The following is a 12,286-nucleotide window of genomic DNA, read 5'->3' as shown; positions in this document are numbered from 1 at the left end:
ACGGTCCAGGCACGGCGCCGGGTGCGGCGTCCCCCCGGTGGTGCACGGCGGGAGACCGCGCCGGGGGCGGAACGGGCTGGGGATGCGACATGAAAGCTCCGGCTCGATCAGGGTGGACAGGTGGGTGGTGCGAGGTGTCCGCCGTCAGTGGCGGGTCGGGACGATGCGCCGGCTCATCACCTCCCAGAGCCCCGGGAGTCGCCAGCGGGTCACCTGTGGCAGGTGGTCGGAGATCCGCTCCACCGCCTGGCCGGTGAGGACCGTGGCGCCGTGCAGAGCGGGAAGGAGGTCGTTCGCCGCGTAGGTGCGGTCGATCGGGCCCTGCCCGCCGGGCGGGAGGTGATGGGCGGGGACCCGCTGGCGGGCCTTGTCGGCGCCGTGGCCGGTGGTGGCGCGGTCTGCGCCCTCCTGTCCGAGGGCGGCCGCCGCGTGGCGGCCGACGTCCGTCATCCCGCCGTAGGTGAGCAGGCGGTCCGCCCGGTCGTCGGGGCGCATGGTGCCGTCGGGCTGCAGGACGGACCTGTTCTGCGCGTAGGCCCGGTCGGCCACCGCGTCGAGGGTGGTAGGGCAGCCCCAGACCGGCCAGGAGTTCCAGTCCCCCTGGACCAGGGCCAGCCACTGGTCCTTGGCGGCCTCGCTGAAGAAGCGGGCCTGGTGTTCGCGGTGCACGGGGTCGCTGTAGCTCGCGTGGCAGCTGGCGACGACCAGGGGCCGGAAGCTCGTTTCACCACTGTCGGGGTGGACCATCCGCAGCAGTGCGACGGCGGGGTTGTGCCGGATGCCGCTCGGGTACTGCGTCCAGGCCGGATCGGCCTGGAAGAGGGTTGGGTTGTAGAACAGGGCGGTCTCGGATCCGGGGCGTTCGTTCGGGGGCGAGGCGACGTACGTCAGGGCGAGGCGCTCGGCGACCTGTTCGCCCTGACCGGGCCGCAGTTCCTGGAGGGTCAGCAGGTCCGGGCGGCGGCCGGCTTGCCCGGCACGGTGTTCCAGCAGGTCGAGCGCGGCCGTGAGGTGCCGGCCGTGCTGGATGTTCCAGCCGATGTGCTCGACGACGGCTTCGGGATCGGTGGCGCGGCCCTCGGCGGACGGTGGGCGGGTGCTCATGCGATGCGGTCTCCTTGCTGGGAAGGGAGTGGGGTCGGCGGGCTGTACCGGTCCGCGGGCGGGGGCCGGTGGTGCGGTTGGTGGCAGCCGGTCGAGGCGGGCGGGTCGAACGGGGATTGCAGCCCCACGGTGGTGGGGATCGGAGCACCTGCCGACGGCCGTGACCGGACCAGGCGGATGCAGCCCCACGAGGGTGGGGATCGGAGCACCTGTCAGGGACCGTGAGCGGCCGCGACGGATGCAGCCCCACGGGAGGGTGGGGAGGGTGGGGTGGCTGTGGCGCCGGCAGAGCGGGGCGGGCCGGGCGGGGAGCGGGTGAGGAGGAGTCCGCAGCCGAAGGCCTTCCCGGGGCCGATGCCGGCCAGGAGCGCCTCTCGGGCGGCCTTCGGGTCGCGGACGGTTGCTCGGGCGGTCAACTCGCGGCAGACGAGCGTCAGATCCTCTCCCCGGCTGGTGGACCCGGTCAGGTACTCGGCCGGCCCGACGATCACCGGACGGGCCGTGAGCTGCAGGCCGCCGTGGGCGAGCCGGCGGGCCAGCCAGTCCCCGCAGTCGCCCGGATCGCGCAGAGCGCGCCGCCGGCCGTCCTTCCGGGTCCGCACCACGGGGTTCGCCAGGACACCGACGTCGATCTGCGCGCCGGCTTCGAGCCGCTGCTCGGCGCGGAAGCTCCTGGCACTGTGCAGGGCGCCGGTGTCGAGCAGCGGCTGCCAGTCGGGTTCGACCGGCGCCTGGACGAGGACGCGCACCGGTGCTCCGGCGGTGGGGAGCCCGGCGGCGGTCCGGGAGGCGGGTTCACGGCCCGCGGCGAAGAGCACATGCTCGGGCGCCGGGGCCTCGACGTGGACCCCAGGGGGCCGGAAGCCGTTCAGGACGAGTTGGTGGAGGCGGTGCACGTCCCGGCACCGCGTGCGTGTCCGCGGGGAGAGCGTGAGGACCGAGCGCCAGGTGCTGAACACCTCGGGCTGCGCGGTCGGTGGCGGGAGTGGGGTCACCGGGGCTGCTCCGGGGCGGTGGGTGCGGGCGGGCGGACGACGGTGGTGCGCAGGTGCACGGTGCGGTGGTCGCGTTGGGCGAAGGTGGTGGGTGGCTGCTCGGGGTAGCCGACGCTGCCGGGCACGGGCGGTGTCTGGCTCCACACCGTCGGGGTCGCGGTGGTTGCCTCGGGCAGCAGCGGAAGGCGTCCGGGCCATGTGTCGGGGCCGTCGTCGGTGAGGCCGTGGCCGATGGGCCGGGCGGGCGGGCAGCAGCGCCGGCCGAGGTAGAGCAGCCGGTGCGGTCGGCGCACGGCGGCGACGATCCGTTCGGCGAGCCCGGGGTCGGGGGTGGTGAGGCCGACGACGAACGCGGCGTCGGCCAGGTACTCCTTGGTGATCAGGACGCTTCCTCGCAGCGAAGGGGCGTAGTACGTGGTCGGGGTGGCGGTGTTGTCCAGGTGCGGTGCGCGGGGTGCGCCGTAGGTGTCGGGGTGGGTGGCGGCGTTGGGGCGGGAGGCGGCGAGGGCGGTGCGGGGGAAGCGGCCGCCGCCGGCGATCTGGTGGTCGGTGGTGATCCGTCCGGGCCGGTCGGCGCGCACGGCGAACACCAGGTCGGCGAGGTCCCCCAGATCGGCGTCGCGTTCCCAGCCGAGCGCGTTGGCGATCAGCCCGATCACGGCGCTCTTGGTGGGACGCCGCGCGGTGCCATGGTGGTCCCAGCGAGAGTGGAGCCCGTAGGACTGCAGGGGCGCTGACAGGCGCAGCAGGGCGGTCGGCACGCCCGGTCACCTCCATTCCAGGACGGGGGGAAGGGCGGGTGGGGTCTGGCCGTTCGGGGGGATCCAGCGGGCGAGGCCGGCGCGGAGGTCGGTGTGGTGGAGGTAGGCGGCCAGTGCGGTGGCGGCGTTCGGGCCGGCGGGCGCGCTGATCGGCGTTTCGAAGGCGGCGGCGGCGCTGAGTGGTTCGTCGCAGGTCGCGGCGACGGCGAGGGTGGGCAGGACGGCGGAGCCGGTGCGGCTGCGGCGCGCGGCGGGCAGCGTGTAGGTGATGGCGGTCCCGAAGGCCCGCTCGGCGGCCTGGGCCGCGCTCTCGACGGTGTCCTGGGCGGCGCCGGAGCGGGCGAGGTTGGCGCGCAGGGCGCGGCGGTCCAGTGCGGCGTAGCGGTAGAGGGTGCCGGAGGCGAGGTAGTGCTCGCCGATGACGGCCGCGCCGCGGCGCGGGCCCAGGACGCCGCCGTCCTGCCAGTCGTCGTGGACGGTGAACTCGTCGAGGAGCAGGTCGAGGGCGTCCACGCCGAAGGCGTGGGCGATCTGGACGGAGGAGGGGACGGTGGCGTCGTCGAGTTCGGTCAGCATGCGGCCGAACAGGGCGATGGACTGGGTGGTACCGGGGTCGAAGGCGTTCCAGGCGGCCTTGGTGACGTGGTCGGGGACCTGGTCCGTGGGGATCTGGAGGACCTCGTCCTTGGGGACTTTGACGTTGCGTTTGCGGGGGGCGCGGCTGAGGGCTTCGGTGATCGCCTCCTCGGCGGCGGTGCGCGCGTCCTTGAGTTCGTTCCAGTGCTCCTGGAGGAGGTCGGCCAGGCGGTCGGGGGCGTCGGCGGGCACGAACGCGACGGCGCGGGTGCGGGCCGGGTCGTCGGGGGCGACGCGCATTCCGGCGGCGGCCACGATCAGGGCGGCGGCCGCGACGGCGTCGGCCGTGTCGGCGAGGCGGTCCTTGAGGCGCTCGGCGGTCATCGCGGGCAGAAGCCGGCTGCGGGCGGCGCCGCGGATCTGCGGATCGTCGCCGATCATCCGCATCCGGGCGGCGCGGGCCAGGGCCTGCGAGGACACCCGCATCCGTTCGACGTCGCCGACGACGACGGTCTTCGGCAGTCCCTGCCGGTCGGCGTTCAGGTTCACCGCGGTGACGGTCACCAGCGCGTGGTAGACCGCGAAGGGCCCGGACCGGCCGGTGAGGTCGATCGTGCGGGAGGAACGGGCGGGTGCCAGGTCGGTGGCGGTCACTGGGGCAGCGTTTCCTTCGTACGGGGCCGGTCGGCGCGAGCGCCGGGCCGGGGCGGCAGCGGGGCGGCGGTGTGGAAGAGCAGCGACCACCGGGTGCGGACCTGGTCACCGTCGGGCCAGGCGGCGAGGTCCTCGAAGAGCGAGGACCAGTGCGGCGTCAGGCCCTGGCCGGCGGCTCGGCGCATCAGTGCGAGCAGGGGCAGGCGCAGCGCGTCCGGGGTGCGGGTGCGCAGGATCAGCCGCATCGTGGTGGCGGTGGCCGGGTGGGCGGGTCCGTAGGTTCGGCCGGAGCCGATCGCGCGGGCCAGGCGGGGCAGCGGGGTGTGGCCGTAGCGGGGTGCGGAGCCGCTGGTGCGCTGGTGGGTGGCGAACAGGGCGGCGGTGAGCATGGCCGGCTCGTGCAGGCGGGCGGGAAGGCCTGCGGTGATGCGGGGCCGGGCCGGGTTGTCGAGCTGCGGGCGGGCGGCCCAGGCGATCAGACTGGCCATGGCCGGGCGTTCGTAGGGGCTGTTCGCCAGTACCCCGAGCCGCTGGGACAGCAGCGCGGCCGGGTCCGTCTCCTCGTCGGCGTCCTCACCGTCCGCCCCGGGGCCGCGGTCGCCGGGTCCTGGGTAGGGGCTGGGGGTGGCGGTGTCTGCGGTGGTGAAGAGGCTGTCGTCGTCGAGGGGGTCCCAGACGTCCGCAGGAGGTTCCGGCGCAAGGACCCAGCCCCGGCCGTCGACGGCGAACAGGGCCGGCTGGGGTGCGTCGCTCCTCGCGCCTTGCGTGGTGGCGGGCGTGGGTTCGCGCTGGGGCTGCGCCGCCGACCGCGGCGCCACCGCGGTGCTCAGCGCCGCCAAGCGGCGGCCGTCACGGCCGGGGTCCGCGCCGGCCGCCGGACGCAGCCGGGCCAGGAGGAGTTCGGCCTGCTCGTCCGCGCCGGCGGCCAGGAAGGCGGGGTCGAGGAGGTGGTCCGAGCCGAAGCCGGGCGGGACCTCGATGCCGAGGTCCCGCCGGCGGTCCGGGACGAGCGCCGCGCTGCGGCGGCAGTCCAGGACGCGGGCGGCCGCCGTGTGGGTGCGCGCGTCGCTCAGCAGGGCGAAAGGCAGGGTGACGTCGCACTGATTGACGATCTTGCTGTGGCTTTCCACGGTCAGGCCCGCCACCGTCACGTCCGGCGCCCGGCCGACGGCGGCGGCCGCGGCGGCGGCGGCGTGGGCCCAGCTTCCCTCGCGGGCCCGCCACCAGCGCTCCACCAGCGGCGCGTAGTCCTCGCCGCTCTGTACCGCCTCGGGTGACAGCGGCTTACCCGAGACCGTGTCGACCCGGTCGCGGGTCCCGGGCCGGCACGCGATCGGCACCGCGTCGCGTGCCGCCCGGCCCTCCCCCTGGTCCGTGAGGTCCTTGGGGCGCCGCCACCCTTGCGCGAACATCACCTGCGTCACCGTGCCGTCGGTGTCGGGCAGCAGGAGGACCCGGCGGTCGTGCCAGGTCAGCCCGTCGAGCTCGCCCAGCGGCGCGACGCCCTTGCCCGTGTCCGGGCGCGCGACGAACGTCCAGTAACCGGTGCCGGGGCCGCCGGCCACCGGTATGAGGCGCCAGGCGAGCAGTTCGGCGACCGTGCCGGCCGGGTACCAGACCAGGCCGTTCGTCGCGGCGGCCGGCCGGCCGTAGTTGGCGCCGGGCCCGTAGTGGGCGGCGCTGACCGAGATCCGGCCGCCGACTGCCCACATCTGCTGCACGAGGAGCCACTGGAACGCCCGTACCAGCGGCACCGGCGTGCGCACGTGCGGGTGGCGCAGGTCCGACAGCAGCGGGCGGCCCATCGCCGCCGCCGGGTCCAGGTACGCCACCGGCAGCCGGGCCTGCTCGTGGCGGGCGACCTCGCGCAGCGCGCCGTCCTGGAGGAAGGGCCGTTCGGGGTGCAGCACGTCCAGGTCGTCGGCGTGCTCGCGGGTCCACGCCAGTGCCGGTCGCACGTCGAGGCCCGCCCCGACGTTGGCCAGGTACTCCTCGTCGGTGGCCGGTGCGCAGCCGGCCGAGTAGCCGATCGCGGTCAGCAGGCGGGCGGTCGCCGCGCGCAGCAGCGGGTCCGCCGCCGCGAGCCGCACCTCGTCGGCACGCTCCAGCACTTCCGACACGGGCAGCACGTCGTGCCGTCCCCGGTTGTTGAGGACGTCGATCCACGGCCGGTGCGCGGCGCTCCACGATGCCGGGGCGCTCACCGCCGCCCTCCCGCGCCGGCGGCCGTCCGGTACCGGGCGGGGCCGGGTTCGGGTTCGCCGGCCTCGAGTTCGACGGCCAGGCGCAGCAGCGCCTCGGCGTCCTCGGGTGCGTGTGCCAGATACTGGGTCCGGGACGCGGCGCGCAGGGTGCGGGCCATCCACTCCTCCTCTTTCGTGCCCTCGGCTACCAGGTAGTCCACCGGGGCCTGCTGGCCGTCGCGCTGCGCGCGGCCCTCGACCTGGACGAACCGCTTGCCGCCGGTGAACACGTCGCCGATGACGGTGCGGCGGGGGGCCAGGGTCGCCCGCGTGCCGCGCCCGTCGGCGTTGCGCTCCCCGGCGTGCAGGCTGATGCCGTCGGTGATGTTGGTGACGACCACCAGGGCCCGGCCGGTCTGGAACGCGGCCCGCTTCAGCTCGCGCACACCCGACTGATCGCCGGTGATCTCCACGACGCGGTCCGGCAGGGAACGGGCGGCCAGTTCCCGGGCGATGTGTGCGGCCAGGGCCCTGACGGTGCGCAAGTACCAGGCCGGGACGACGACCTGGTGTCCCGCGGCCACCAGGTCGGCGACGTGCCGGGCCACGTAGGGGGCCTTGATCAGGCTCGCCCGCATGATCTGGCGCAGCACGCCCTCGTCGACCGCATCCTCCGGGTCCGGGCCGGGCCCGTCGTGCGGGTCCACGACCCGCAGGAACTCCGCCCAGGCCAGTTCGTAGCGGGCCCGCTCGGCGTCGGTGAGGTGCACCGGCCGGAGGGTGCGCTGCTGGGCGGGAAGGCCCAGTTCACCGGTGGTTGCCGAGGAACCGACGCCCCGCCGGTACAGCAGTTCCTTGACGGTGTCGATGTCGCTGACCGGCCGGCCGGGCCCGTCGGTGCCGGGCACCTGGAGCGAGGTCACCCAGTCTAGGTAGACCGGCCCGGTCCGCTCGGCCGGCCCCTGCACGTCTGCGGCGTGGGCGAGGAGGTCGGCGGCGTACGCCGTCTCCGACAGGTCGCTGAACGGCGTGGCGCTCGCCGGTAGGAAGAAGGGACGCCGACCCCTGTCGGGCCGTACCAGCCGGTCCACCAGCCGCGACCGCATCGACTCCGGGTTGGCGAGGATCTGCGACTCGTCGACGACGACCACGTCGAAGGGCACGTGCGGTGTGCCGTCGTCGGCGGCGAGCTCCGCGGCCCGGTCGGGTGCAAGGTCCGCGAGGACGGCGCGGGGGTGGGTGAACAGGCGCCAGAGCCGCTCGGCGTTGACCACCACCCACCGGCGCTCCCCGCCGTAGTCGTCGATCGTGCGCAGCCACGCGGGCACGATGCCGAGCTTGGTGACCACGAGGACGGACTTCGCCGGCAGGGAGGCGAGCGCGCTGACGGTGATGACCGTCTTGCCGGACCCCGTCGGGGCGACGAGCAGATACCCGGGAGCGCCGTCGCGGTGTGCGGCGGCAATGCCGTCCACGCGTGGGACCTGGTAGTGGTGCAGACGCGCCCGGGAGGCCGGCCGCCGTGCCTCGGGTACGAGCGGCGCACCGTTGAGGCGGTCCTGCGCGAACCGCTCCCAAGTGTGGGGCAGCGCTTCGTAGGCGGCGAGCGCGCCGGGCAGGCGCTGCCCGACGAACACGCGGACACCCCAGGTGCGGTCCGCCCGAACCCCCGGGTAGGCCGGCGCGTCCGGCATCAGCGCCCACGTCCGGGAGACCATGGCGCTCACCGCCCGATCCCCTCGGCGCGCAGCGTCCCGCCCGCCGCCCGCCGCAGAAGGTCGAGGCTCGCGTCCTCGTCAAGGGAGTGCTCCTCCAGGCCGGCCAGCCACGGGTCCGGACCGGCCCGGTAGGAGGCGCCCCAGTCCGAGAGGCCGACCGTGAGGACGTCCCCATCGACGACGAGCCCCACGTGCTCGATCGGGACCCGCATGCCGGTGGCCATCGGCACGACACGGATGCGCAGCGACGTGGTCGCAGCGAGAGCGGCCAGGTACGCCATCTGCTCGGCGTGCAGTTCCTGCCCGCCGGTGCGGCGGTGGAGCACCGCCTCGTCCAGCAGCACGGTGGTGGCCAGCGCATTCGGGGTTCGGATCCGGGCCGCGAACGCCCGGACACGGGCCCGGTGGGCGTCACGCTGCCACCAGGCGAGCGCCGCATGGTCCGTCAGCAGATCACCTCGGTACACCTGGCACAACGCACACCCGGTCCCCGACAACGCCCCCAACGGCACGCCCTCACGTCCACGGCGCGAGGGTGCCCGGGGCCGCCGGCTCCACAGCACCTCCTCGAGACGATCGGTGAGCAGCGGGACCGGCAGGAACCAGCCGCCGACCGTGAAAAGCAGGCCCGAGGCGTGCTCCTCGAGGATCTGGTAGCGGTGCGCCCAGCCCGGGCCCGGATCGTCGAAGCCGTCCGGAAAGCCGGCCGCGGCCCGCCGCTCACACTCCTGGGCGCACGCGCGCCAGTCGTCGGCCGCGACCTGCCCAGCTCCGTACGCGCGCGCCAGCGCCGGGCCTACGCCCGTCACCGAAGCCGGGCGCAGCACGGTGCCGTGTCCGGCCTCGGTCGCCGCCAGGTCGCCGAGGGTCGCGCGCAGCCGGGCGGGAAGCCGGCCGGACACGGTGGTGAGAGGCTCTCCCTGGCATTCCCGCAGGTGGCGCAGGTGCGCGCCGAGGACCCGGTCGGCGAGGGCGGCCGGCGGGGACGGAAGGCGGATGATCAATGTGAGGCTCCGGGGGTACGGGACGTTCTGCGGTCGGTGGTGCGGCGGGCGGCGGTTGCCGCGCCTACCAGGTCATTCCGGTGGCGGGGACGAGGGTGACGGGCTGGCGCACGAGGCCCGTGGCGATCGCGGCGCTCTCCAGGGCATCGCGCACCTCGGCCGCGGTGATGCTGTTCTCGCACAGGTCGACGGCCTGTTCGGGCGTGGCGAGAAGACGGACGACGGCGGGCTCGCACGGGCCCGCGATCAACGGCCCCAGCCGGGACACGGTGGCGACCAGGCGCGCCTCGGTTCCGCTGTGGCCGATCAGGACACCGTCGCGGGGGCGGACGCCGACGGCGGTGGCACAGGTGCGGGCGAGCGCGTGGTCGAGGGCGTCGGCGTCGCCCGGCGCGAGAGGGCCGCCGGGCAGCCGGGAGCGGCCGGTCACCGGGTCGTGGTGGAGCACGACGAGTCCGGAGGGGAGGAACAGCCAGCCCGCCACGCTGGTGGCGGGCCCGTCGTACCGGTAGTCGGCGGGCGTCCACGGCGCAGGGGTGGTGACGGTTCGGGGCAGGATGCGGTGGGTGTCGAGCACGCCCGGGGTGCGGGGGCGGCCGTGTTCCAGTTCGGCGGTGCGTCCCTCGACGCGGGCGCGCAGGGTGGTGAGGACGCGCTGCGCGTCGGCGGGGGCCCGGGTGAGGAGCTCGGCGGGGGCGAGCAGGCGCGGTGCGCCGCGCCGGCCGTCGTCGGCGGTCAGTGCCGCGGCCTGGACGCCGGTCAGCGGCGGGTGGTCGTAGGTGTAGGTCGCTCCGGTGCCGGGTCGCCAGTCGATGGCCAGCAGCCGTCCCGGGGTCAGGTGCGCGAGCGCGGTCGCGGCCTTGGCGTGGCGTTCGGCGGCGGCGGGCGGCGTCTCGTGGGGAAGGAGAGGGCCGCCCGGCAGCTCGGCGTCACCCGGCCTGGGGCCTGCGGTGATCAGGACGCGGCCGCGGTCGTCGGTCAGCAGGACCTCCGCCCTGGCGGTCCCGACGGTGGCGGCCGCCTCGGGGGGCCGGGTGGCCGGGACGGACAGGGCGAGGGGGCTGGTGGACACGACGGGGCTCCGGGGGTCGGTGTGGGTCAGGACGGTGGGCAGGGGCAGCGCGGGAAGGTGCGGGCGGATCGCGCTGAGCGGGACCGCGCCGGTGGTGACGGCGGCGTAGCCGGCGTGGGCCGCGGTGTTCACGCCCAGGGCGCGGGCCACCTCGCGGCACAGGCCGATCGCGGACGCCTCGTGGATGCCGAGCCGGCCGGCGATCCGGTTCGTGGACAGGCCGCCGACCATGAGCGTGAGGGCTTGGCGGCGGCGGGTGGTCAGGTTCGCCGGGACCGGGGCGGCCAGGCCGATCTGCTCGGCGGTCAGGAGTCGGTGCAGGGCGGTGAGCGCGCCGGCCTGGGCGAGCGTGGACGCGCCGACGAGGCAGCACGCCCGGTCCGCGGCACCGGCCGCGTCCTCCAGCGTCATGCCGGTGCGACGCAGGCGGTCCGCGATCGTGCCGGGCAGGAGCGCGAAGCGCAGCACGGCGAGGTCCGGACCGCCGAGCAGGGGCGCCGGCGGGAGCAGGACGGCGGGCGGGGCGCAGGCTGCGGTGACAGGGGCGGTCGAGGTCACGGTCGCCTCCGTTCCGCCGGACCGGGAGATCCGCCGGCACCGGCCGGGGTGGTGCGGGTCCCGGCCGCACGGTTCGCGCCGTGCGGGCGGATACGGGCGATCGCGCCGAGCACCGCGGCGCGGGGCGGACCGGCGGGCCGGTAGGAGGACCGGAGGTATCGGGGCGCTCTGACCACATCCAGTCCCCCGACGAGGTCGGCCTCGCGCAGCAGGGACGCGAACTGGTCCGGGGTGCGGAGGCGTCCCCACCGGCCCTCCAGGGCCTCGCCCATCTCCTCGTCGATGTGTCGGGCCAGGTAGGTTTCCTGGACCGTCGGCTGGCAGAGCGCCAGGTAGCCGCCGGCCAGCAGTCGCCGAAGGAGTGCGGCCCCGGGGTCCGGGACGGCCTCCAGGGAACTGCACAACACGGCCACCGGCCGGGCCCGGTCGAAATGTGCCGTGACGGCCGGGTGGTCCAGGACATCGTCCACTCCTGTGTCGAGGAGCGTGGTGACGGAGGCGACTCGGTCGCTGTCCGCCAGGAGGCATCGCGCGTCGGCAGCCGCGAGGGGATCGGCGGCCGTGTACACGACCCGGCAGCGCGCCGCGCTCGCGCGGGCGATCTCGTGGGTGTTGCGGCCGGGGACGTTCGCGTAGCCGCAGTCCAGGTGCACGATCTGCCGCACCCCGTGGTCGCGCACCAGCACGGTGGTGGCGTGCTCGGCGAACCAGGCGGCGTCCTGGACCAGGAACGGCGCGTGCGGCAGAACGCCCAACAGTCGCCAGGCGGCCTCGCGGCTGGCCGCGTAGGCGGAGTGCCCGCCGCGCAGGTAGTCGCGCATTCCGGCGCAGGACGCTTCCTCCATCAGCGCCGTCATCCGCTCGGGTCCGGCATCCCACCGGTCCCGGTCAGCGCGGGCGGGCAGGGCGGCGGTCACGGCCGGGCCGCCGGCGCGGTGGCGTCGGCATCGCGGCGCTGGCCGGGCAGCCGGACCGGGCCCCGCTCCGGGTCGGCGGCGGGGCCGTCCGGCTGGGCCGACAGGTAGGCGCCGCCGCAGGCGGTGAGGCGCAGCGCGGTGTCGATCAGCGGGACGTGGCTGAAGGCCTGCGGGAAGTTGCCGACCTGGCGCTTGAGCCGCGGGTCCCACTCCTCGGCGAGCAGTCCGAGGTCGTTGCGCAGCGAGAGCAGCTTGTCGAACAGCTCGCGGGCCTCCTGCACCCGGCCGATCATCGCCAGGTCGTCGGCCAGCCAGAACGAGCAGGCGAGGAAGGCGCCCTCGTGGCCGGAGAGGCCGTCGACGTTGTTGCCGCTCTCGTCGTGGGTCGGGTAGCGCAGGACGAAGCCGTCCTCGGTGGACAGTTCGCGCTGGATCGCCTCGATGGTGCCGATCACCCGCTTGTCGTCCGGCGGCAGGAAGCCGACCTGCGGGATGAGCAGCAGTGAGGCGTCCAGCTCCTTGCCGCCGTAGTACTGGGTGAAGGTGTTGCGGCCGGGGTCGTAGCCCTTGTCGCAGACGTCCCGGTGGATGGTGTCGCGCAGTTCCCGCCAGCGCTCCAGGTGGCCGTCGGCGGGCGCGTCCTCGGGGTTCTGCTCCAGCAGCTTGATGGTGCGGTCCACCGCCACCCAGGCCATCACCTTGGAGTGGACGAAGTGCCGGCGCGGGCCGCGGACCTCCCAGATG

Annotated in this window: 10 protein-coding genes; all 10 read right to left on the bottom strand. The window is 75.3% G+C overall.

The features are described from left to right. Window positions 1-144: 144 nt before the first annotated feature. Window positions 145-1,104 (bottom strand): endonuclease/exonuclease/phosphatase family protein, encoded by a 960-nt coding sequence (locus tag PUR61_RS16290; RefSeq protein ID WP_329879564.1) that lies wholly within the window; start codon window positions 1,102-1,104, stop codon window positions 145-147. 212 nt (window positions 1,105-1,316) lie between these two features. Further along, window positions 1,317-2,099: a type I-E CRISPR-associated protein Cas6/Cse3/CasE gene (locus PUR61_RS16285; protein WP_329879563.1), complete on the bottom strand. Its 783-nt coding sequence runs from the start codon at window positions 2,097-2,099 to the stop codon at window positions 1,317-1,319. Continuing rightward, window positions 2,096-2,860, bottom strand: coding sequence for a type I-E CRISPR-associated protein Cas5/CasD (gene cas5e / locus PUR61_RS16280; RefSeq protein WP_329879562.1), 765 nt, complete (start codon window positions 2,858-2,860; stop codon window positions 2,096-2,098). The genes PUR61_RS16285 and cas5e overlap by 4 nt, the downstream gene beginning before the upstream one ends. Window positions 2,861-2,866: 6 nt before the next feature. Next, entirely contained in the window at window positions 2,867-4,090 is a 1,224-nt protein-coding gene (locus PUR61_RS16275; protein WP_329879561.1) for a type I-E CRISPR-associated protein Cas7/Cse4/CasC, read from the bottom strand. Further along, complete coding sequence (locus PUR61_RS16270; protein ID WP_329879560.1) at window positions 4,087-6,294, bottom strand: type I-E CRISPR-associated protein Cse1/CasA; 2,208 nt, start codon at window positions 6,292-6,294, stop codon at window positions 4,087-4,089. The genes PUR61_RS16275 and PUR61_RS16270 overlap by 4 nt, the downstream gene beginning before the upstream one ends. Next, window positions 6,291-7,991, bottom strand: coding sequence for a DEAD/DEAH box helicase family protein (locus PUR61_RS16265; RefSeq protein WP_329879606.1), 1,701 nt, complete (start codon window positions 7,989-7,991; stop codon window positions 6,291-6,293). Before PUR61_RS16265 ends, PUR61_RS16270 begins: the two co-directional genes overlap by 4 nt. Window positions 7,992-7,996: 5 nt before the next feature. Then, the gene (locus tag PUR61_RS16260; RefSeq protein WP_329879559.1) at window positions 7,997-8,995 is read right to left on the bottom strand and encodes a Scr1 family TA system antitoxin-like transcriptional regulator; all 999 of its coding nucleotides are present in this window, start codon (window positions 8,993-8,995) and stop codon (window positions 7,997-7,999) included. A 64-nt stretch (window positions 8,996-9,059) separates the two neighbouring features. Beyond that, window positions 9,060-10,625 (bottom strand): hypothetical protein, encoded by a 1,566-nt coding sequence (locus PUR61_RS16255; RefSeq protein WP_329879558.1) that lies wholly within the window; start codon window positions 10,623-10,625, stop codon window positions 9,060-9,062. Beyond that, window positions 10,622-11,482 (bottom strand): SAM-dependent methyltransferase, encoded by an 861-nt coding sequence (locus PUR61_RS16250; protein ID WP_329879557.1) that lies wholly within the window; start codon window positions 11,480-11,482, stop codon window positions 10,622-10,624. Before PUR61_RS16250 ends, PUR61_RS16255 begins: the two co-directional genes overlap by 4 nt. 56 nt (window positions 11,483-11,538) lie before the next feature. Continuing rightward, a partial coding sequence (locus tag PUR61_RS16245) for a glycoside hydrolase family 15 protein (protein ID WP_329879556.1) occupies window positions 11,539-12,286 on the bottom strand: 748 nt, incomplete at its 5' end.

Source organism: Streptomyces sp. BE20, from assembly GCF_036322525.1.
In the GTDB taxonomy this organism is placed as follows: Bacteria; Actinomycetota; Actinomycetes; order Streptomycetales; family Streptomycetaceae; genus Kitasatospora.
This window is presented reverse-complemented; position numbering and strand designations above follow the sequence as displayed.